The sequence below is a fragment of the Neisseria sp. DTU_2020_1000833_1_SI_GRL_NUU_006 genome (genome assembly GCA_032388755.1).
GTDB classification, from domain to species: Bacteria; Pseudomonadota; Gammaproteobacteria; order Burkholderiales; family Neisseriaceae; genus Neisseria; species Neisseria sicca_C.
Genome location: CP135593.1, coordinates 813447 through 834714 on the forward strand (window position 1 = coordinate 813447; position 21268 = coordinate 834714).

19 protein-coding genes and 1 pseudogene are annotated in these 21268 nt (G+C 45.8%); 17 read left to right on the forward strand and 3 right to left on the reverse strand.

Features of this window, described 5'->3' with window-relative positions:
• Nucleotides 1-22: 22 nt before the first annotated feature.
• Nucleotides 23-655, reverse strand: coding sequence for a pyridoxamine 5'-phosphate oxidase (gene pdxH / locus RSJ68_03960; GenBank protein ID WNU97891.1), 633 nt, complete (start codon nt 653-655; stop codon nt 23-25).
• 123 nt (nt 656-778) lie between these two features.
• Between pdxH and dut the strand changes: the two genes are divergently transcribed.
• From dut to nrdD, 12 genes are all read left to right on the forward strand, one after another.
• Complete coding sequence (gene dut, locus RSJ68_03965) at nt 779-1231, forward strand: dUTP diphosphatase (protein ID WNU97892.1); 453 nt, start codon at nt 779-781, stop codon at nt 1229-1231.
• A gap of 167 nt (nt 1232-1398) precedes the next feature.
• Nucleotides 1399-2790, forward strand: a complete 1392-nt coding sequence (locus tag RSJ68_03970) for a nucleobase:cation symporter-2 family protein (protein WNU97893.1) — start codon at nt 1399-1401, stop codon at nt 2788-2790.
• Between the two features lie 122 nt (nt 2791-2912).
• A complete protein-coding gene (locus RSJ68_03975) occupies nt 2913-3827 on the forward strand; it encodes a hypothetical protein (GenBank protein WNU97894.1) in 915 nt (304 codons plus the stop codon).
• A gap of 955 nt (nt 3828-4782) precedes the next feature.
• Nucleotides 4783-5331 carry a hypothetical protein gene (locus RSJ68_03980; GenBank protein ID WNU97895.1) on the forward strand — a complete coding sequence of 183 codons (549 nt, stop codon included), beginning with the start codon at nt 4783-4785 and terminating at the stop codon, nt 5329-5331.
• Between the two features lie 190 nt (nt 5332-5521).
• A complete protein-coding gene (locus RSJ68_03985) occupies nt 5522-6448 on the forward strand; it encodes a hypothetical protein (protein ID WNU97896.1) in 927 nt (308 codons plus the stop codon).
• A gap of 411 nt (nt 6449-6859) precedes the next feature.
• Nucleotides 6860-7399, forward strand: coding sequence for a hypothetical protein (locus RSJ68_03990; protein WNU97897.1), 540 nt, complete (start codon nt 6860-6862; stop codon nt 7397-7399).
• Between the two features lie 322 nt (nt 7400-7721).
• Nucleotides 7722-8648 (forward strand): hypothetical protein, encoded by a 927-nt coding sequence (locus RSJ68_03995; GenBank protein ID WNU97898.1) that lies wholly within the window; start codon nt 7722-7724, stop codon nt 8646-8648.
• Nucleotides 8645-9073 (forward strand): hypothetical protein, encoded by a 429-nt coding sequence (locus RSJ68_04000; protein ID WNU97899.1) that lies wholly within the window; start codon nt 8645-8647, stop codon nt 9071-9073. The genes RSJ68_03995 and RSJ68_04000 overlap by 4 nt, the downstream gene beginning before the upstream one ends.
• A 747-nt stretch (nt 9074-9820) precedes the next feature.
• Complete coding sequence (locus tag RSJ68_04005) at nt 9821-12040, forward strand: putative Ig domain-containing protein (GenBank protein ID WNU97900.1); 2220 nt, start codon at nt 9821-9823, stop codon at nt 12038-12040.
• Nucleotides 12027-13082, forward strand: coding sequence for a putative Ig domain-containing protein (locus RSJ68_04010; protein ID WNU97901.1), 1056 nt, complete (start codon nt 12027-12029; stop codon nt 13080-13082). Before RSJ68_04005 ends, RSJ68_04010 begins: the two co-directional genes overlap by 14 nt.
• A 439-nt stretch (nt 13083-13521) precedes the next feature.
• On the forward strand, nt 13522-14058 hold the full coding sequence (gene nrdG, locus RSJ68_04015) for an anaerobic ribonucleoside-triphosphate reductase activating protein (protein WNU97902.1): 537 nt from the start codon (nt 13522-13524) through the stop codon (nt 14056-14058).
• A 34-nt stretch (nt 14059-14092) separates the two neighbouring features.
• Nucleotides 14093-15874 carry an anaerobic ribonucleoside-triphosphate reductase gene (nrdD, locus tag RSJ68_04020; protein ID WNU97903.1) on the forward strand — a complete coding sequence of 594 codons (1782 nt, stop codon included), beginning with the start codon at nt 14093-14095 and terminating at the stop codon, nt 15872-15874.
• Between the two features lie 201 nt (nt 15875-16075).
• On the opposite strand, the pseudogene RSJ68_04025 reads toward nrdD, so the two are convergent.
• A pseudogene (locus RSJ68_04025) lies at nt 16076-16346 on the reverse strand (hypothetical protein).
• A gap of 190 nt (nt 16347-16536) precedes the next feature.
• Nucleotides 16537-17409 (reverse strand): pirin family protein, encoded by an 873-nt coding sequence (locus RSJ68_04030; GenBank protein WNU97904.1) that lies wholly within the window; start codon nt 17407-17409, stop codon nt 16537-16539.
• A gap of 163 nt (nt 17410-17572) precedes the next feature.
• On the opposite strand from RSJ68_04030, the gene RSJ68_04035 reads away from it, so the two are divergent.
• The 5 genes from RSJ68_04035 to RSJ68_04055 all read left to right on the forward strand — a co-directional run bounded on the left by RSJ68_04035 (nt 17573) and on the right by RSJ68_04055 (nt 21252).
• Complete coding sequence (locus RSJ68_04035) at nt 17573-17929, forward strand: helix-turn-helix domain-containing protein (GenBank protein WNU97905.1); 357 nt, start codon at nt 17573-17575, stop codon at nt 17927-17929.
• 124 nt (nt 17930-18053) lie between these two features.
• On the forward strand, nt 18054-18539 hold the full coding sequence (locus tag RSJ68_04040) for a DUF4189 domain-containing protein (GenBank protein WNU97906.1): 486 nt from the start codon (nt 18054-18056) through the stop codon (nt 18537-18539).
• A 405-nt stretch (nt 18540-18944) separates the two neighbouring features.
• The gene (locus RSJ68_04045) at nt 18945-19769 is read left to right on the forward strand and encodes an amino acid ABC transporter substrate-binding protein (protein WNU97907.1); all 825 of its coding nucleotides are present in this window, start codon (nt 18945-18947) and stop codon (nt 19767-19769) included.
• Nucleotides 19759-20475, forward strand: a complete 717-nt coding sequence (locus RSJ68_04050; GenBank protein ID WNU97908.1) for an amino acid ABC transporter permease — start codon at nt 19759-19761, stop codon at nt 20473-20475. The genes RSJ68_04045 and RSJ68_04050 overlap by 11 nt, the downstream gene beginning before the upstream one ends.
• A 9-nt stretch (nt 20476-20484) precedes the next feature.
• Nucleotides 20485-21252 (forward strand): amino acid ABC transporter ATP-binding protein, encoded by a 768-nt coding sequence (locus RSJ68_04055; protein ID WNU97909.1) that lies wholly within the window; start codon nt 20485-20487, stop codon nt 21250-21252.
• Nucleotides 21253-21268: the final 16 nt, after the last annotated feature.

A 21268-nucleotide genomic window follows, 5' to 3' on the forward strand; every position in this document is an offset into this window, starting at 1 on the left:
TCGGCTTGAAGCTGTGGGAAGTTTAAGGCGACAGCCGCTCGCGTATCCAGTTGCCGTCAACCAAACGGTATTGGATGCGGTCGTGCAGGCGGCTGGGGCGGCCCTGCCAGAATTCGATGCGGTCGGGAATGACGAGATAGCCGCCCCAATGCGGCGGGCGCGGGACGTGCAGCGGGTGTTTCGCGCCCACTGCCGCCGCTTTGGCAACCAACATCGCCTTGCTCGACAACACTTCGCTTTGCGCGCTTGCCCATGCGCCGATGCGGCTGGTGTAGGGGCGGCTGTCGAAATATTCGTCCGAAGCGGCGGCATCCAGTTTTTCGATTCGCCCTTCAACGCGCACCTGCCGCTCCAGCTCTGGCCAGAAAAATGTCATGGCGGCAAACGGATGCGCGTCAAACGAGCGTCCTTTGCGGCTTAAGTAATTGCTGAAAAACACAAATCCCTGCGGATTGACTTCTTTCAGCAGCACCATGCGGCTGTTCGGCCTGCCGTCTTCGCCCACGGCGGCGACGTTGACGGCGGTCGGCTCGTTGACTTGCGAATGAATCGCCTCGTTCAGCCATTGCTCGAACTGGACAATCGGGTCGGCATGGCATTCCGATTCCGACAGTTCGCGCTTGCTGTAATCTTCGCGGATATTGTGCAAATCCATGATGTCCTCCGATACTCACGTTTATTTGAATGAATCATACCCCGTTTTTTCAGACGACTCCAACGATAGGGAGGGGGAATATGTGTATAATCCGCGTCAAATCAAATGAAACGGAAAAAAATCATGCGAACCGAAGTCGAAATGAAAATCCTCAATCCGAAAATGGCGGACAAACTTCCCGCCTACGCCACGCCCGGTTCTGCCGGACTGGACCTGCGCGCCTGTTTGGACGAAGCCGTAACCCTGCAACCGGGCGACACCTATCTCGTTCCAACCGGCCTAGCGGTTCACCTTGCCAATCCCGACTACGCCGCCGTTTTGCTGCCGCGTTCCGGCCTGGGACACAAACACGGCATCGTCTTGGGCAACTTGGTCGGACTGATCGACTCGGACTATCAGGGCGAACTCAAAGTCTCCGTGTGGAACAGGGGCAAAGAAGCGTTTACCATCGAACCGATGGAACGTATCGCGCAAATGGTCATCGTTCCCGTCGTCCAAGCCTCGTTTAAAGTCGTGGACGAATTTGCCGCCAGCGAACGCGGCGAAGGCGGCTTCGGCAGCACGGGCAAGGCGTAAACCGCCTGTTCACATATAAAGGTCGTCTGAAAACTTGCGATGCGGGTTTTCAGACGACCTTTTTGCCGTATTTGTATTGCAGGCTGAAATTGATAGAACATGCAGTATTGGTTACAATTTCGTTTCTTAAAATTTTTTAACGTTTGAAAACGTATAGAAAGACTGTAATGGCTGAAACAATGAAAAAACAGGTGGACTCGCCTGATTTGGTGTACGGTTTGGAAGACAAACCGCCATTCGGAAATGCCTTATTAAGCGCGATAACGCATCTTCTGGCGATTTTTGTGCCGATGATTACGCCCGCGCTGATTGTGGGCGGCGCGCTGGAATTGCCGGTGGAGATGACGGCGTATCTCGTGTCGATGGCGATGGTGGCGTCGGGTGTCGGCACTTATTTGCAGGTCAACCGCTTCGGACCGGTCGGTTCGGGGATGCTGTCTATCCAGTCGGTGAATTTCTCGTTCGTTACCGTCATGATTGCGCTGGGCGCTGGTATGAAAGAGGGCGGATTGACTAAGGATGCGATGATTTCGACGCTGTTGGGCGTATCGTTTGTCGGCGCGTTTTTGGTGTGTTTCTCGGCATGGCTTTTGCCGTATTTGAAAAAAGTGATTACGCCGACGGTCAGCGGCGTGGTCGTGATGTTGATTGGTTTGAGCCTGGTACACGTCGGCATTACCGATTTCGGCGGCGGCTTCGGCGCGAAGACGAGCGGCACGTTCGGCTCGATGGAAAACTTGGGGCTGGCGTCGCTGGTGTTGCTGATTGTGTTGATATTCAACTGCATGAAAAATCCGCTGCTGCGTATGAGCGGCATTGCAGTCGGGCTGATTGTCGGCTACATTGTCGCGCTGTTTTTGGGCAAGGTGGATTTTTCCGCACTGCAAAACCTGCCGCTGGTTACGCTGCCCGTACCGTTTAAATATGGCTTTGCTTTCGACTGGCACGCATTTATTGTAGCGGGCGCGATTTTCCTGTTGAGCGTGTTTGAGGCGGTCGGCGATTTGACTGCGACGGCAATGGTGTCCGACCAGCCGATTGAAGGCGAAGAATACACCAAACGCCTGCGCGGCGGCGTGTTGGCGGACGGTTTGGTATCGGTAATTGCGACGGCTTTGGGTTCGCTGCCGTTGACCACTTTCGCGCAAAACAACGGCGTGATTCAGATGACCGGCGTGGCTTCGCGCCATGTGGGCAAATATATTGCCGTGATTTTGGTGCTGCTGGGTTTGTTCCCCGTTGTCGGACGCGCCTTTACGACGATTCCGAGTCCGGTTTTAGGTGGGGCGATGGTTTTGATGTTCGGCTTGATTGCGATTGCGGGCGTGCGGATTTTGGTCAGCCACGGTATCCGCAGGCGCGAGGCGGTGATTGCGGCAACGTCGGTCGGTCTGGGCTTGGGCGTGGCGTTTGAACCGGAAGTGTTTAAAAACCTGCCTGTCTTGTTCCAAAACTCCATTTCCGCCGGCGGCATTACGGCAGTTATCCTGAACCTGCTTTTGCCGGAGGATAAAACCGACAAAGTCGTCAAAATCGATACCGAGGGGCTGGAACATTAAGTTTCAAACGTAAACAAAAAGGTCGTCTGAAAATTTGATTTTCAGACGACCTTTTTGATAATCCTATTACATAAATATGACATTCGTGGAATAATCTGAAAACTTTAAAAGCAGGCAACAATATGATTAAAAACAAGAAAATAATTTTGTCGATTTTAACTTCAGTTATCTTGTCCTCAATTTATTTTTTCAACAATTACCGTATCTTCTTCTCTCCTTTTGAAATCCTCAGCAACAAAATCATAGAACAGAATCTGCAAGGGATTTGCGTGGACGAGGGAAGGAAATTGAGTAAGGAAGAGTTGCTGAGGCGGGCTTTGGTCAGCTATTTCACGCATGAATCGACAGGGCAGTATTTCGATGACCCATCTGACTACGCCTGGAAGGACAGATGCCCCACGGAGAAATCGTGTCAGTTGTATATGATGCCCGCTATCGAGATGGGGGATTATATCTTTGACAAGGAAAAAAGAATATCGCTATTAAAGGCAAGGGATAACGGAGTTACATTCAGCAGGGCGGATCAGTTTTTTCCAAAAAATGTCCGCTACCAATCGCACAAGCTGCCCTTCGGGTTTTATGCCTCAAACAGATTCAGTTCTTTTTACCCTTATGACTGCTGCGGTATCAAGGAAAAGTCAGAGTTGTTGAAATCTGATTATCCGTTCAATGGTACACCCGATTTATTGGAACAAAGAGGGCTGGGAAATTATTTTTTGGATTTAAAAATAGTAAGCGAAGGAATTAATGTTTATTATCATAGATATATTGTTAATAATTGTGGACAATATATTCCTGATAAATATTCTTCCGTGCAAGGAAATTATACTAAAAATATGACGACTTCCTATGGATTTTATCTGCCTCAAGATTTTATTCAAATTGTTTCCGAAATTCCTATTGGCTGTTGGAAATGGAATTATGGTAAACCTGATAATTCTACCATAAATTCTCTAACAAAATCATTTGATTATATTTTTCATTACCAAACTCTTTGGGATGGTAATGATTTTTACAGTTGTCCTAAGAAACCTTAAATCACACGAGAAAATGCAATAATGTCTCGAATTAAAAATTTGTTTTAGATTTGTCATGTTAAAAAATAAAATCATAATATATTTATTTTCTGTATTGGTATTTACGCTGATATTTTTTCTTTTGTTTAGATTGAAATATTTTTTTGTTTTAGATGATTATTATAACAGATATAACACTGATATTAGTTACATAAATTCGGAAGAAGTAAGCCGTTTATATGAGAAAAAACAATACGATTACTCTTGTGGTTTGATTACTATATATACTACATATTCTAGCGATAATAGCGCACATAATCTATGCTTAAATTCTAAGATTAAATTTTCATCTAATACTATTGAAAAAAACTATCGAATTGTGAGATAGTTACCGAGAATTTTATAGGAAAAGAATATTTATTTTATAGAACTAAGTATACATTTAAAAATGATATTGATAGCATTTGGGGAACTTTAAATATTAATTACTTCTCTGCTGGAAATGATGCAAAGAATGATGCAAATTTTTCATATTATTCATTAATACATAATATGAATACAACATCGGCAGATGGAGGAGGAGAGTTCTTATTGAAAGATATTAATATTAAACAGAAAACTAGAATTTGGAAGTCTGTTAATATTTATGGGGTGGAAGGTAAATACACTAAAGATGATTTTTCAAATTGCTCTAGTGTTATATCTTCTGATAAATTATTTGTTAATTAATAAGCAAGCCGTAGCCTGTATAAAGTCCCTGTTTTATCAGGTGTCGAAGTATTTTCTTATTATTTATAGTTACAGAAAATTCCTCCGTCTAAAACGGATATTTTGTCGAATAATTGGAGATGAATATGCAAGTGTTTGTGTATTATTTAATCAGTTTATTTTTTGGAATTATTCCAGGTTTTATTTTTGGAGTTAAAATTTATCTTAGGATTTCGGGAAATAAATTTTAAATGAATAGGAAAGAGCTATGATAGGAATACTTTTTTTTATTGCCAATATCACTATATTTGGTTTATTGGGATTTATTGTTGGGATAGTATTTGAATGGAAAAGCAAAAAATATGAAATCCTACATTCTGAAAAAAGGATTTTGTTCTATATTGTCGGTGCGATACTTTGGTTTTTTATAATGTTTGGTGATGAAATAATAGGTATGTATCAGCTAAAAAAATTATGTGAGTCTGAAAAAATATTTTTAATAAAGGATGTCAGTAAACTAAGTAATAAAAATTTAATTTTGGAATTTGATAGTAAAAATCGTGGGAATGTTAGGTATTCTGCTATACCTATAAAATATAATATATCGAAGTATTTGGATGCTTCAAATAAAAGTGAAATTTTTACATATAAGACATATACGCCATACGGAGGGTGGTTTTCTCGAATGATGGCATCTTTAATCGGCGCAGGAGGATATGTATTGTTTTTTGATAAGAAAGAAGTATGTAAATCATCAGATTATAATATTTTGCAAGAGAAATATAAATTCTCAATATCAGATGTTATCTATAAATAATTTAAGCAAGCCGTAGCCTGCATAAAGTCTCTGTTTTACCAGGTGGTATGTATGCGGAATAGACGCACGCAGTTGTTTGGATTTGGTATTGTAAGGTCGTCTGAAAATTTCAGACGACCTTTTTGATAATCCTATTACATAAATATGACATTCGTGGAATAATCTGAAAACTTTAAAAGCAGGCAACAATATGATTAAAAACAAGAAAATAATTTTTGCGATTTTAACTTCAGTTATCTTGTTCTCAATTTATTTTTTCAACAATTACCGTATCTTCTTTTCCCCTTTTGAAATCCTCAGCAACAAAACCATAGAACAGAATCTGCAAGGGATTTGCGTGGATGAGGGAAGGAAATTGAGCAAGGAAGAGTTGCTGAGGCGGGCTTTGGTCAGCTATTTCGCACATGAGTCGTCGGGGCAGTATTTCGATGACCCATCTGACTACGCCTGGAAGGACAGATGCCCCACGGAGAAATCGTGTCAGTTGTATATGATGCCTGCTATCGAGATGGGGGATTATATCTTCGACAAGGAAAAAAGAATCTCGCTATTAAAGACAAGGGATAACGGAGTTACATTCAGCAGGGCGGATCAGTTTTTTCCAAAAAATGTCCGCTACCAATCGCACAAGCTGCCCTTCGGGTTTTATGCCTCAAACAGGTTCAGTTCTTTTTACCCCTATGACTGCTGCGGTATCAAGGAAAAGTCAGAGTTGTTGAAAGCTGATTATCCGTTCAATGGCACACCCGATTTATTGGAACAAAGAGGGCTGGGAAATTATTTTTTAGATTTAAAAATAATTAATTCAAATTTAACAGATAAAATGGAAGTATATTATATGAGATATATCATAAATAATTGTGGATTATATCTTCCTGAAAAATATTCTTCTGTAAAAGGCGATTATACAAAGCATATGACTACAGATTATGGTTTCCATATTAATGAGAATTGGATTCAGGTAGTTACAGAAATTCCTGTTGGCTGTAGAAAATGGAGTAATGGAAAACCTGATGATTCTGTAACGCGTTTACTTTTTAAAAGATTGGATTATATTTTCAACTACCAAACCATTTGGAATGGTAATGATTTTTACAGTTGTCTCAAAAAACCTTAGACTACACGAGGAAATGCAATGATGTCTCAAACTAAAAAATTTGTTTTGGATTTGTCTGGAAATTATACAAGCGAAGTATTGTATGAGACGTATTCGTTTGGTTGTTTAGGTTTAGTGTTGAAATGTTGTTTGAAAATTTCAGATGACCTTTTATATCACAAATATAACCACTGGGTAAAAACACTTTGTCTTTTTATTTCATTTGTGTAGAATATTTCAAGCTGATAGATATTTGATTATCCTAATGATCAATTAGAAAATTTTATTGCTAGACGTGATGGAAGGGTTATGACAGCGGTTACTTATTACATTTTTATTTTAGTCATCGGAATTATTCCTGGGTTTAGGATTGGGGCAAGGTTTTACAGAAAAAGGCATTCGGAAAGAAAGAGAAAGGTAAGGACTTAAATTATGATAGGTATTCTTCTCCTGATTCTTCATATTATTATCTTTGGGGCGGTCGGGTTTGTTCTTGGTGTAGCATTTGAGTGGCAGCATGCAAAGCAGAGTACTCTACTTGATTGTAAAAAAACAAAGTTATATCTCTTTATAAGCCTTATTTTAGGATTTGGATTTATGTTCTTTGATGAGCTAATAGGATTGATTCAGTTTGAAAAATTATGTAATCAATCCAGTATTGTATTTCTGCATAATCCTAATGAGATAAAAAATAAGGATTTAATAGAAGTAAGATATAAAAAAAGTAATGTTGGATTTTCTTTTTTAGAAATTTATTATTATAAGAGGGAATATGTTGATTCTCATGGAGAAAAATACATTATCGTTTATCCTTATGTAGCTAAAGGGGGGTGGATTTCAAAAGTATTGAATGGAGCTGTAGGGGGAGAGAAAACGCCTTTTCTCTTCTCTAATAGGTACTGTAATCTTCATTATATCAACTCAATTGATAAGTTATATAATTTTAATATAGTCAAAGAGATTGATTTTTAAACGTATATATATTTGAAAATCATACTATGGAATTTTTATTAATACTATTAAAAATATTGTGTGGTGTGCAGTTTATACAAAAGTAACTGAAGCCGCTAATTCAGGTTCAATAGGATGAGAGACATTGTAAGGGAGAGCAAGCCGTAGCCTGCATAAAGTCTCTGTTTCATCAGATAGGATGTATGCGGAATGGACGCACGCGGTTGTTTGGATTTGGTATTGAAAGGTCGTCTGAAAATTTCAGACGACCTTTTTGATAATGCTATTGCATAAATATGACATTCGTGGAATAATCCGCGAACTTTAAAAATCAGGTAACTATATGATTAAAAATAATAAAATAATTTTGGCAATTTTAACTTCAGTTATCTTGTTCTCAATTTATTTTTTCAGCAATTACCGTATCTTCTTTTCCCCTTTTGAAATCCTCAGCAACAAAGCTATAGAACAGAACCTGCAAGGGATTTGCGTGGACGAAGGAAGGAAATTGAATAAGGAAGAATTATTAGCCAGAGGAATGACCAGTTATTTCAGATATTTATCACAAGGTAGATATTATGACGAAATGAATAGTGAATGGAGAGAATATTGCCCTGTCGATGGTGCTTGTTGGCTTACTTCTGTTGGGAAAGCAAGCATAGCAGAATATATTTTTGATAGCAGAAAAAGGAAGTTTTTAAATCAAGAAGAAGGCAAGAAAATTCTTTTCTCTAACTCAGGTTTACTATTTTCATCAAAGAATAATCCAAAAATAAATAATGATAGTTTTTATTCTGTTATAGAAAACAGCTCCGTTCATTTTTTCCCGTATAAATGTTGCAGTATTAATGATAGAAAAGATTTAACGGAAGATGATTTCCCATTTTTAGGAGTGCCTAATTATCTAGAAGAAAGAGGTTTAGGAAGCTATTTTTTAAATGTTTCTGGTTTACATATTGGAAAAAATAATAACTTAACTTATATAAATAAAAAGTATATTCTGAGTAATTGTGGTGATTATTTGCCTGAAAAATACTCTGTAGCATCACCATATTCGGGTACATATGAGATGAAAGCTCACAATGAATTATATATCCCATACAAAAATTTTGAAGTTTATAAAAAATATATTTTTGATTTAAATATATGCTCAAAATGGGTAAATAATAACACACCTTTATATAAAGTTGATATTTCTAACCCTGAAGAAAAAGTTATATGGGATGGACAATATCTTTTTTCTTGTAACGTCAAAAGGAATCAAAAATGAACCAATATAAATTTTTTGAATTAGATTTAAATACAAACTATGCCAATAAGGTTCTATCTTACTATTTATGGGGTATGGATGACCCCCCTTCAAAGACCAATTTAATATCTGAAAATTGGGTTGATAGAGCAAAAACAGATCAAATTGTTTTAAATATCGATACAAGAAGTTTTTTGGATAAAACTGGTTTATATCAATATCACCCCTATGAGTTTGGTGTTATTCGAAAGTTTTTCAATAATGAACATGAAAATGGAAGTAAAGATTTTAATGTTTTAAAAAATGGTAATCTTCAAAAATTTTCTAATGGGGAGTTATCGCTTACTTACAATGAAATTAGAAGTTATCTCTATAGAGAAAGCAATAATCCTGATTCTAATTATATGAAATCAGCTCTACCTGTTCGAGACTATTACTTTTATTAGGATAAGGATTATAACGCTGAATACTTAAGTAAGAATGCCTTTGTTTTTGGTTCGGTTAAGTTAACTTTTGATACAAATAATATTCGTTTTATTGTTGATAAAAATGGTAATCCTTTGCGATTTGAAAATTTTAAATTATTTCCTTATAGCAAGATAAATATTGGAGATTACAATGAAAGAAATGGAGACTTTCAAGATAACTTTGATTTTAAGGGAAATGGCAGCTTAACAGATGTTGTCAACACTTTACTTGAACGTATAACTGATCCTTTCAGCATTGGTAAAAAAGTCTTGTTTCAATATATCGGTGTTGATGCACTGGAAGGTAAAACTATTCACCCTATGGAATATAATAATACTATTATTCATCCCTATATTGATCCTTATGTTCGACCTAAATTTGAGGCTTATGTTCAACCTCAAATCAATAAGATGAGGATGGTATCAAAATTATTTGGTTTCTTGAAGGAGTTTCAATCTATTCAAAATTCAGGCGTAATTGATTATTTGGATGATGCTAACCAATTGGTTATCTATGGAACTCAGTCGAAGGATACTTTGAATGATTACAAAATCAAAAAGGTTCTGAGTGTAGATATCGAAAAAACTGACACTCAGGAGCAGGAGTTGGATTTAAGTAAAAATATTGATTTGAATACTATCAGTACCCATATAAATACTTTAATTAGTTCATTATTCCCTCCCAGTGTCAATATAGCGAAAGAGCTGGGACTATTTAATGAATTGATGCAACAGATAACCGAGTTAAACCATTATCAGAAATATACGAAATATGGTGCAACCTATATTGCAGGAGAAGGTAACGATACCCTTATCGGTACTGAATATTCAGACCGTTTCTTAGGCGGCAACGGCGACGATATCTACCGTATCAACGGTTTAGACAATGTCTTCGACAGCGACCACAAGGGGTCAATCGTGTTTTCAGACGACGTCCGCGCGTCCCGTTTTATCCGAAACAGCGAAAGCGACGATACTTGGTTGAGCGTGGGTGCGGACGGCAAGCCTGACGGTTTGATGACGGCGGTGCGTCCTGCGCTTTCCCATTCGCTGTTGGTGAAGCACGGTAAGGATATGGCGGTCATTCGCGGTTTCTTTGAAGGCGAGAAATCGGATGTTTCGGCTTTGGGGATCACATTGATGACCAAAGAGAAGCCTGCCATGCCCGATTCGGAGGCCGGGGAAGGCTCTTTGGTGCGTACCGACGGGGTCGGCGCGGCGGACAAGTACAATGTGTTCTATGCAAATGCGCAAGACCGTTGGTTCAATCTGACGGGCGGCAATAAGGATGATGTGCTGTTTGCGGGCGGTGCGGGCAGGCTGACGGTGTCGGCAGGTGCGGGCAACGACCGTGTGTACGGAAGCTACGGCGCGGACGTCATCAACGGCGGCGAGGGCAACGATTTGTTGAACGGGAGCAATTTTGCGGGCAACAAAACCGAGGCGCAGAAGGCGGAAGACCGCGACATCATCATCGGCGGCGCAGGCCGGGATTTGATTTACGGCGGCGTGGGCGACGATGTGATTTATTCGGAGCTGACAGACAGCCATCTGTCGGAAACGGGTTCGTCCGAACGCGGCGACTGGGTTGCTGCGGGCGAGGGTGATGATGAGGTTTTCGGCAGCGCAAACCGCGATTTGATTACGGGCGGCGAAGGCAGCGATACGGTCTTCGGCGGCGCGGGCGACGATGTGATTCTGGGCGACGGCTTTTTGCGCGCCGGCAGCCGCGGACATTATATTTCCACGGGTGGCGGGGACATTTATTTCAATTACGGTACGGTTGCGCCCGTTATGCCGTTGGTGCCGGGCTTGGTCATGCCGCGTCCGGTACGGATTCCTGCCGGTACGCTGAGCTACGAATATACTTGGGGCGACGGTAAATGGGATCCGAACTATCTGAACAGCGCAAGCCGTACGCACAACGATACGGATGCTTGGGATGTTGTGATTGACGCCGAGACCGGTGATTACGCGCTGACGGCGAAAATTGCGCCTTCGGACAATGTACACCGCGTTGCTGCGGGCGGTGCGGCGGATGTGCTGCATGGCGGCGCGGGCAATGATTTGCTTGTCGGTCAGGACGGCAACGATGTGCTGTACGGCGGTTCGGGCAATGATATTTTGTGGGGCGACGACAACCGCGACGCTGCGGTATCGGGAGACGATTACCTGGACGGCGGGGAGGGCGACGACAGGCTCTACGGCGGCAAGGGACACGATACGCTGGCAGCGGGCGCAGGACGCGACCTGCTCGACGGCGGCGAGGGTTTCGATTCTTATCTCTTTGCGTCCCGCGATTTGCAGAATGCCGATGATGTGAAAACCATACGCGATGCGGGCGGGGAAGGCGCGATCTTTATCGACGGCGTTTCGCTCGACAGTACGGTTTGGACGGCGGATGCCGATAAGCCTGATGTCTGGCATTCGGCGCAAGGTTGGACGCTGGCTCTGATGGGCACAAGCCTGGTTTTGACGGGCGCGACGTTCCAAGGACAGATTGCGATAGAGAATTTCCGCGATGGAATGTTTGGATTGGCGTTGCCTGCGCCCAATGCTGCTCCGCAGGCGGATAAGGCAGTTGAAACTTTGTCGGTATCGGCGGATAAGCTGTTCAGCCATCAACTTGCGGATGATTTGTTCCGCGACGACAAGGGTGTCGTGCGCTATGAATTGACTTTGGCGGACGGCTCGCCCCTGCCCGAAGGTTTGGCGTTTGATTCGGCAAGCCGTACTTTGAGCGGCAAAGTGTCGTCTGAAACGGATAAATTGGTTCTGAAAATCAGTGCGTTCGATGACGAGGGTTTGTCGGCGTCCCAAGATTGGACGTTGGCAATCGGGGCGGAAAACCATGCGCCCGAAGTGCAGGGTCGTCTGAATACGCAATACGCACGCGCGGGACAGGAATGGAAGTTTGCATTGCCGGAGGGGATTGTTTGCCGATAAAGACGGCGATGCGCTGACTTACCGCGCGACGCTTGCCGATGGTGGCAGACTACCTGAAGGCATGGATTTTGACGGTAAACGCGGCGTATTCGGCGGCAGGGTTCTGCAATCGGGCAGCTTTGATTTGAAAATTACGGCAGCCGATACGCAGGGTGCAACGGCAGAAGCCGCTATGCGCTTGGAAGTATTGGGACGTGCGTCGGGACAAGACAGGATTTTGACCGGAACGGACGGCGAAGATCTGCTACGCGGCGGCTTGGATAGTGATGTGCTGGCAGGCGGTGCGGGCAATGATACGCTGTATGGCGGTATAAACAGCAGCGATGTTTACCTTTTTGCAGCGGGACACGGACACGATACCGTCAGGGATGCGACTTATCAGGGCGGTAAATTTACCGATACGCTGCGCTTCGATGGCGCGGTTTCCGGTTCGGTCAGATTTATCCGCAGCGGCAACGATTTGACCGTCAAGGCATACGGCGAAGACGATTCGGTAACGGTCGCCAATTATTTCCAGTCGGTTGCCAACCGTCATGTACGTTTCGAGTTTGCCGACAAAACCTTGGATGCGGAAGCCATGAAAACAGCGGCTATGGAAATATATGGCTCCGATACAGGCGCGACGCTGACGGGCTGGCACGGCAACGATACGATTCATGGCGGCGCGGGCAACGATAAAATCTACGGCGGCTACGGCAAAGACACGATTATCGGCGGGAAAGGCGATGATTATCTGGCAGGCGGTATCAACACTGCGGATACTTACGTTTTTGCAGCGGGACACGGCAAAGATACAGTAGCCGACGGCTCAACCCGTGCGGGCGTGTTTACCGACCGTTTGGTGTTTGAAGGGGTGAAACAGGCAGATGCCGTGTTCGCACGCGCCCAAGACAGCCTGCTTATCCGTGCTTTCGGTGAAGGGGATGAGGTGAAGGTTGAGCATTACTACGCTTCGGCACAATCGCGAGACCTCAGTCTGAGTTTTGCCGATCAGATGGTGAATCCTGCACAATTGTACGAACGAGTGCAGCATATTGTCTGATTGAAGGCTTGGGGAATGTGTAAAGGTCGTCTGAAAACCTGGAAACGGGTTTCAGACGACCTTTTCTGTTTTTGAGATTTAGACTGGGGCTCATTCGATAATGGCGGTATTTTGTCTCATAAAGCGCCGTCTTCCGCATTAAAAATGCTCGTAAGATGTTCAATCTTGCTGTGCTTTTTGCCTTGAATCCGGCATTTTCTGTGCCCAAAACCGACTCATTTCAAATTGTCAGTCTGCCTTGAAGCAGGTCTTTGCCATAACGGAGTTTGCTTATCACGACTTATTTTTCGTATTGGAAGCCGGTCTTGATTTGTAATTTCAATATGGGAAATTATTAAAAACTATCATATTGGTTTGTTGCATTGTTAAATAAAAATACCATATCTTGTGTTCTTATGATTTAATTCACACCATATATTGTATTTATGCGTGGCAAGTCATGGCAGCGTTGAAATTCACAATCGAGCAAATTGTCTGGCAGGAAGTGCCGGGTGAAGTGTCGCTGGCGTTTCTGTTTTCCGGCTGCCCGCTGCGCTGCAAGGGCTGCCATAGTGCCGATGCGTGGAAAGAGGGTGTCGGCACGGAATTGACCGAGGATTATTTGAGAGGTCGTCTGAAACGCTATCGCGGGCTGATTAGCTGCGTGTTGTTTATGGGCGGGGAATGGCAGCCGGAAGCCTTGCAGAAAATGTTGGGCATCGTGACGCAGGCGGGGTTGAAAGCCTGTTTGTACACCGGTTTGGAGTGTGAGGAGCTGGAGGCGGTTTCAGACGGCATCCTGCCTTATCTGACGTATCTGAAAACCGGCCGTTGGCAGATGGAGCTGGGTGGCTTGGACAGCCCGACAACCAATCAGAAATTTATCGATTTGCGCACGGGCGAGGTGTTGAACAGCTTGTTTATCAAAGACAAACCCGCGCCCAAAATCATCCCGATTACGACTCAGCCGCAGGCGGCCGCTTTTCAGACGGCCTGAGGCTTTTTATCCAACCCACACAGGAGGAATTAACATGATTCGGCTGCATCCCGAACAGTTAAACGGCAAACTGCAATTCATGCACGACTACATCAGCGCGCAAAACGCGGCAGACGGCTCGAAAATGGACGCCAATGCCAACGTTACCCAGAAAAACATCGCTACGATGGAAGCGGAAATCATGAAAGACTTTTTCGTGCAGATTAACCGTGCCCAAGTGTCGCGCAAAATCGCCGAAATTTTCGACCAATCCGTTGCCGACGAATACATCCGCCAGATTGAGGCGCATGAGATTTATGTGCACGACGAAACCAGCCTCAAGCCTTATTGTGTGTCGGTTACGCTGTATCCTTTCCTGCTCGACGGGTTAAGCAAACTTGGCGGCGAATCTAAGGCGCCGCAGCATCTGGCTTCGTTTTGCGGCTCATTTATCAATCTTGTGTTTGCTATCAGCGCGCAGTTTGCCGGCGCGGTGGCGACGGTGGAGTTTCTGACCTATTTCGATTACTTCGCCCGCAAAGACTACGGCGACGATTATTTGGAAACCCACGGCAAAGAAATCGCCAACCATATGCAGCAGGTGGTATACAGCATCAACCAGCCCGCAGCCGCGCGGGGCTATCAGAGCGTATTTTGGAATATTTCCGTTTACGATCAATACTATTTCGACGCGATGTTCGGCGATTTCGTCTTTCCCGATTTCAGCAAACCGGTGTGGGCGAGCGTGGCGAAGCTGCAAAACTTCTTCCTCAAATGGTTCAATCAGGAGCGCACCAAAGCCGTTTTGACTTTCCCCGTCGTGACCGCTGCGATGCTGACCGACGGCGGCAAATGCAAAGACACCGTGTTCGCCGACGAAATGGCGAAAGAGTTGGCGGAAGGCAATTCCTTCTTCGTCTATCTTTCCGACAACCCTGACTCGTTGGCTTCCTGCTGCCGCCTGCGCAACGCCATCGAAGACCGCACCTTCAGCTACACACTCGGCGCGGGCGGCGTGGCGACCGGTTCTATCAATGTCATCACCATCAACATGAACCGATTGGAGCAAGACGGGCGCGATCTTGCCGCCGAAGTGGGCAAAATCCACAAATACCAATACGCCTACCGCAAACTGATGGAAGAATACCAAGCCGCCGGAATGCTGCCCGTTTACGATGCAGGCTTCATCACCCTGGACAAACAATTCCTCACCATCGGCATCAACGGCATGGCGGAAGCCGCCGAATCGCAAGGCATCAAAGTCGGCTACAACGACGATTACATCCACTTCGTCCAAGGTCGTCTGAAAACCATATTTGAAGCCAATCAAGCCGCCAGCAAACACTACGGCGTGAAGTTCAACACCGAGTTTGTTCCCGCCGAAAACCTCGGCGTGAAAAACGCCAAATGGGACAAAGCCGACGGCTACAAAGTCAGCCGCGAATGTTACAACTCCTATTTCTACGTCGTCGAAGACGAAGAAATCAACGCGCTCGACAAATTCCTGCTGCACGGCAAAGAACTGGTGGACTGGCTCGACGGCGGCTCCGCGCTGCACCTGAACCTCGACGAAGCCCTGCCCGAATCCGGCTACCGCTCGCTCTTGGACATCGCCGCGCAAACCGGCTGCAACTACTTCTGCGTGAACGTGCGCATTACCATCTGCAACGAATGCGGCCATATCGACAAACGTACCCTGCACGCCTGTTCCGCCTGCGGTTCGCACGACATCGACTACGGCACCCGCGTTATTGGTTATCTGAAACGCGTATCCGCATTCAGTAGCGGACGGCGCAAAGAACACGCACTACGGCATTACCACCGCAAAGCGGCTTGATGGTATTGAATAGATAAAGGTCGTCTGAAAACCGGTTTGGGTTTTCAGACGACCTTTTAGGTTTTATCTATGACTTAATAAAGGATGGACAAGTTTAAACTGCGGTATTTAGAAAGTTTAAACTCAATTAGCCTATGAGGCTGAGAATAAGAAAAACGACCGATACGCTGTACCGGTCGTTTTTTACGAATACCTGCTAAATTAGAACCAAGCTTTGATCAAAGCGGCAGTACCTGCGATACCGCCAATCAGACCGACAGCACCGGCAGCGGTACCCATTGCACCGTTGATTTGGTCTCGTTTGTTGGCGCGTTTTTCACGTTCCAATGCCAGCTCTTCGGAAACGTTTGTACGTTGGCGACGGTGTTGTTCCAGGTTGTTCCGGTTCTGCGCGGGAAAGTTGGGCAGAGACGCGGTTATTTCTTGTTTTGAGGGCAGCAGAGTCCTTGTTGACAATCAAATCGCCTACGGAGCTTCTTTAAAATTAACTGCGTAAGTAATTAAGTGTCAACAGGCTTGCATACAAAGGTTTGTATCGTTTAGTCGAGCCATATTTCATAGACAAAAAGAAATTGTCCCAGCAATTGAGACAATCTGAAATAAAAATATAATTAAGCCGGAAGACAGGTAGGCTGCCCATAGCTAAGATTTCTTTGGACTGTTTAATTTATGCTGCCGAATTTGCCGCTTTTGAAATCGCTGATGGCTTGGCGGATTTCTTCGGCGGTGTTCATCACAAACGGGCCATAGCCGACGACAGGTTCGTCAATCGGGACGCCGGAGAGCAAAAGGATTTTGACTTCTTCGCTGCCGGCTTCTATGTGTACGTTGCCGCCGCTTTTCTCAAAGCCGACCAGTTGTCCTGCGCCTGCCTGCTCTTTGCCGTTTAGGGTAACGTTGCCCCGCAGGACGACCATGGACAGGTTGTGGGTTTCAGGTATTTCCAATACGGCTTTTTTACCGTCATTCAAAACGATGTCCCAGACGTTCATTTCGGTGAAGGTGTCGGCTGCGCCTTTTACGCCTTTGTATTCTCCGGCAATCAGCCGCAGGCAGCCTGCTTCGTCAGGGAACTCAACCACGGGGATACCGGCTTTGGCGAGATGCTGATAGCGCGGCGGCGTGTTTTTGTCTTTGGCGGGCAGGTTGACCCAAAGTTGGACCATTTCAAACAGTCCGCCTTTTTTGCTGAAGTTTTCGGAGTGGAATTCTTCATGGATGATGCCCGAGCCTGCGGTCATCCATTGCACGTCGCCTTCGTAAATGATGCCGCCTCCGCCGCTGGAGTCGCGGTGTGCCACTTCGCCGTGGTAGGCGATGGTAACGGTTTCAAAGCCTTTGTGCGGGTGTTGGCCGACACCGCGCGGGCTGCGGGCTTCGTTGGGGGAAAATTCATAGGGTGCGGCGTAGTCGAGCATCAGGAAAGGGTTGGTGCCGCGGTCGTCCCCCATGTGGGAGAACAAGGGTTGGACGAGGAAGCCGTCGCCGACCCAGTGTTGGCTGTTTGCACGGTAGATTTGTTTGACGTTGCGCATGATGAGGTTCCTTCTTGCGGGGTCGTCTGAAACCTTTTCAGACGACCTTTGTGTAATGAAATTAATAATGTCATGGTTGCCATACTTTGTTGCATGTATTATATGGGGTACAAACTTATTCGCAAGTACGCACAATTTTTATACTGTTATTCGGAGGTAAATAATGGCGGAAACAGAACCGACACACGGCGCCTGCTGTCCGGTCGTTAATACTTTGGATATTATCGGCGGCAAGTGGAAGGTATTGATTTTATATTATTTACACGGGGAAACCCGACGATTCAACGAATTGCAGCGTCTGCTGGCGGGCGTTACCCAGCGGATGTTGACGTTGCAGCTGCGCGAGTTGGAGTACGACGGTATTGTCCATCGCGAAGTGTATCCGCAGGTGCCGCCGAAGGTGGAGTATTCGTTGACCGCGTTCGGACGGACATTGATGCCCGTCATCGAGGCGATGCACCGCTGGGGTGAGCAATATGCCGCAGAATGTGTGAAACACAGAAAGCAGCCGCAGGAATAAGTCGTTTCAGACGACCTTTAGTCCGTCCGAGCAGGACAAGGTCGTCTGAAAGGGGCATATATCATGCTGTTCTTTTGTTTTATAATGACAACAGCCGATGTAAATAAAGTAATCAGGGATGAATATGAAAAAAACAGTTATTGCATTGCTTCTTGCCGTATGTGCAGGTACTGCGGGGGCGGCGGATACTTATGGCTACTTGGTCATGTGGCAGAATCCTGCGGATGGCGGCAGTGCCGTACAGCTTAAAACAACCAAAGAAAATGCTTCGCAACTGGAAGCAAATGCCGAATTGGAGGCTTTCTGCCGCGCACAAGATACCCTTTCGGGCGTGCAGCAGGGGCAGGCGACGGGGTGTAAGTCGGTTATTCCGCTTCACAATACCTGTATTGCGCTCGCTTATCCGAAAGCGCAAGGCGGTCTGACGGCGGAAAATGTAGTTGCCATTACTTCTCCGCGTTTTAAAAGCGTCCATCAGACTGCGTTGAACCAATGTATTAAAAAATATGGGACGCAAGGTCAATGTGGTTTGGAAATTGCGTATTGTACGTCCGCTGATTTATATAGCGGTCAGGTCAGGGCGTTTTGGAACCGCTTGAAATCGTTGTAAGTCATTGAGTTGATTTTTATGGTGCAGCGATTTAAGACAAAAAAAGGTCGTCTGAAAATCGGATTTCGATTTTTCAGACGACCTTTGCTATGTCCCGGTCATCTCTGCGTTTTCATTTAAGGTAGCAAGGCGCAGGCAAAACAGAACGCCATTCCCTTTGAATCTGCGCGCAGCACCATCATTGCGAATATCAAGCCGAATCATGATGCGGATGATAAAGAGAGTCGTCTGAAAGCAGAAAAGAGCAGCTCATCCTCCTTTTCAGAGGATCTTTGCTTGAAAAATGATGGTTTTACGGCTTCCTTTATCCGTTTCGGAATAAGCGTTATAAGAAAGTATTCTTTGTGTTTGCCGTAATTTCACTTAGAATGCTGCCCTTGCACACTTTTTCTTCAGGAGAGGATTATGTTGAAAAAATTCGTACTCGGCGGCATGACCGCATTGGTTTTGGCAGCCTGCGGCGGAGAGGGCGGCAGCGCGTCTTCTTCTGCTCCCGCCCAATCTGCCAACGCTTCCGGTTCTTTAATCGAGCGTATCAACAATAAAGGTACGATTACCGTTGGTACCGAAGGCACTTACGCGCCGTTTACCTACCACGACAAAGACGGCAAGCTGACCGGCTACGATGTGGAAGTTACCCGCGCCGTTGCCGACAAACTGGGCGTGAAAGTCGAATTTAAAGAAACGCAATGGGATTCGATGATGGCGGGTTTGAAGGCGGGACGTTTCGACGTGGTGGCAAACCAAGTCGGCCTGACCAGCCCCGAACGCCAAGCGACATTCGACAAATCCGAACCTTACAGCTGGAGCGGTGCGGTTTTGGTTGCGCGCAAAGACAGCAATATCAAATCCATCGACGACATCAAAGGCGTCAAAACCGCACAATCCCTGACCAGCAACTACGGCGAAAAAGCCAAAGCTGCGGGTGCGGAACTCGTACCGGTGGACGGTTTGGCGCAATCGCTGACCCTGATTGAACAAAAACGCGCCGATGCGACTTTGAACGATGAGTTGGCAGTTTTAGACTATCTGAAGAAAAACCCGAATGCCGGCGTGAAAATCGTTTGGTCTGCGCCTGCCGATGAAAAAGTCGGTTCCGGCTTGATTGTCAATAAAGGCAATGACGAAGCCGTGGCGAAATTTAGCACGGCAATTAACGAGCTGAAAGCCGACGGCACGCTGAAAAAACTGGGTGAACAATTCTTCGGAAAAGACATCAGTGTTAAATAATTTTCTTGCTTCGCTGCCGTTTATGACGGAAACACGCGCCGATATGATTGTCAGCGCGTTTTTGCCTATGGTCAAAGCCGGTTTTATGGTCTCGCTGCCGCTGGCGGTGGCGTCGTTCCTGATCGGGATGGTGATTGCCATCGCCGTGGCTTTGGTACGGATTATGCCTTCGGGCGGCATCGTGCGGAAAATCCTGCTGAAACTGGTGGAAACTTATATTTCCATCATCAGGGGGACGCCGCTGTTGGTGCAGCTTGTGATTGTGTTTTACGGACTGCCGTCCGTCGGTATTTTCATCGATCCGATTCCTGCCGCCATCATCGGCTTCTCGCTCAATGTCGGCGCATATGCTTCCGAGACCATACGCGCGGCGATTTTGTCCGTGCCGAAAGGGCAGTGGGAAGCGGGTTTCTCCATCGGCATGACCTATATGCAGACTTTCCGCCGCATCGTCGCGCCGCAGGCATTCCGCGTCGCCGTGCCGCCTTTGAGCAATGAGTTTATCGGCTTGTTCAAAAATACCTCGCTCGCGGCGGTGGTGACGGTAACGGAACTGTTCCGCGTCGCGCAGGAAACGGCAAACCGTACCTACGACTTCCTGCCTGTCTATATCGAAGCCGCATTGGTTTACTGGTGTTTCTGCAAAGTGCTGTTCCTGATTCAGGCGCGCTTGGAAAAACGCTTCGACCGCTATGTCGCCAAATAAGGAGAAGCCATGATTAAAATCCGCAATATCCGCAAAACCTTCGGCGAAAACACCATTTTGCGCGGCATCGATTTGGATGTCGGTAAAGGGCAGGTGGTTGTCATCCTCGGACCTTCAGGCTCGGGTAAAACGACGTTTCTGCGCTGCTTAAACGCGCTGGAAATGCCTGAAGACGGACAAATTGAGTTCGACAACGAGCGACCGCTGAAAATCGATTTTTCCAAAAAAATGACAAAGCACGACATCTTGGCATTGCGCCGCAAATCCGGCATGGTGTTCCAACAATACAATCTCTTCCCGCACAAAACCGCGTTGGAAAACGTAATGGAAGGTCCGGTTGCCGTACAAGGCAAACCTGCCGCCCAAGCGCGCGAAGAAGCTTTGAAATTGCTGGAAAAAGTCGGCTTGGGCGACAAGGTTAACCTTTATCCCTACCAGCTTTCCGGCGGTCAGCAACAGCGCGTCGGTATTGCCCGCGCACTGGCGATTCAGCCTGAGCTGATGTTGTTTGACGAACCCACTTCCGCGCTGGATCCCGAATTGGTGCAAGACGTATTGAACGCCATGAAGGAATTGGCGCAAGAAGGCTGGACGATGGTTGTCGTGACCCACGAAATCAAGTTTGCGCTGGAAGTTGCCACTACCGTCGTCGTCATGGACGGCGGCGTCATTGTAGAGCAGGGCAGTCCGAAAGAGTTGTTCGACCACCCTAAACATGAGCGTACGCGGAAATTTCTGCAACAAATCCGTAAAGATTCGGCGGATTATCGACATTAAGCCGTTTCGTTACATC

What these genes read in the sequence shown, in the direction of transcription:
- pdxH (WNU97891.1), bottom strand. Translation starts at nt 655, where the DNA reads ATGGATTTGCACAATATCCGCGAAGATTACAGCAAGCGCGAACTGTCG.
- dut (WNU97892.1), top strand. Translation starts at nt 779, where the DNA reads ATGCGAACCGAAGTCGAAATGAAAATCCTCAATCCGAAAATGGCGGAC.
- RSJ68_03970 (WNU97893.1), top strand. Translation starts at nt 1,399, where the DNA reads ATGGCTGAAACAATGAAAAAACAGGTGGACTCGCCTGATTTGGTGTAC.
- RSJ68_03975 (WNU97894.1), top strand. Translation starts at nt 2,913, where the DNA reads ATGATTAAAAACAAGAAAATAATTTTGTCGATTTTAACTTCAGTTATC.
- RSJ68_03980 (WNU97895.1), top strand. Translation starts at nt 4,783, where the DNA reads ATGATAGGAATACTTTTTTTTATTGCCAATATCACTATATTTGGTTTA.
- RSJ68_03985 (WNU97896.1), top strand. Translation starts at nt 5,522, where the DNA reads ATGATTAAAAACAAGAAAATAATTTTTGCGATTTTAACTTCAGTTATC.
- RSJ68_03990 (WNU97897.1), top strand. Translation starts at nt 6,860, where the DNA reads ATGATAGGTATTCTTCTCCTGATTCTTCATATTATTATCTTTGGGGCG.
- RSJ68_03995 (WNU97898.1), top strand. Translation starts at nt 7,722, where the DNA reads ATGATTAAAAATAATAAAATAATTTTGGCAATTTTAACTTCAGTTATC.
- RSJ68_04000 (WNU97899.1), top strand. Translation starts at nt 8,645, where the DNA reads ATGAACCAATATAAATTTTTTGAATTAGATTTAAATACAAACTATGCC.
- RSJ68_04005 (WNU97900.1), top strand. Translation starts at nt 9,821, where the DNA reads ATGCAACAGATAACCGAGTTAAACCATTATCAGAAATATACGAAATAT.
- nrdG (WNU97902.1), top strand. Translation starts at nt 13,522, where the DNA reads ATGGCAGCGTTGAAATTCACAATCGAGCAAATTGTCTGGCAGGAAGTG.
- nrdD (WNU97903.1), top strand. Translation starts at nt 14,093, where the DNA reads ATGATTCGGCTGCATCCCGAACAGTTAAACGGCAAACTGCAATTCATG.
- RSJ68_04030 (WNU97904.1), bottom strand. Translation starts at nt 17,409, where the DNA reads ATGCGCAACGTCAAACAAATCTACCGTGCAAACAGCCAACACTGGGTC.
- RSJ68_04035 (WNU97905.1), top strand. Translation starts at nt 17,573, where the DNA reads ATGGCGGAAACAGAACCGACACACGGCGCCTGCTGTCCGGTCGTTAAT.
- RSJ68_04040 (WNU97906.1), top strand. Translation starts at nt 18,054, where the DNA reads ATGAAAAAAACAGTTATTGCATTGCTTCTTGCCGTATGTGCAGGTACT.
- RSJ68_04045 (WNU97907.1), top strand. Translation starts at nt 18,945, where the DNA reads ATGTTGAAAAAATTCGTACTCGGCGGCATGACCGCATTGGTTTTGGCA.
- RSJ68_04055 (WNU97909.1), top strand. Translation starts at nt 20,485, where the DNA reads ATGATTAAAATCCGCAATATCCGCAAAACCTTCGGCGAAAACACCATT.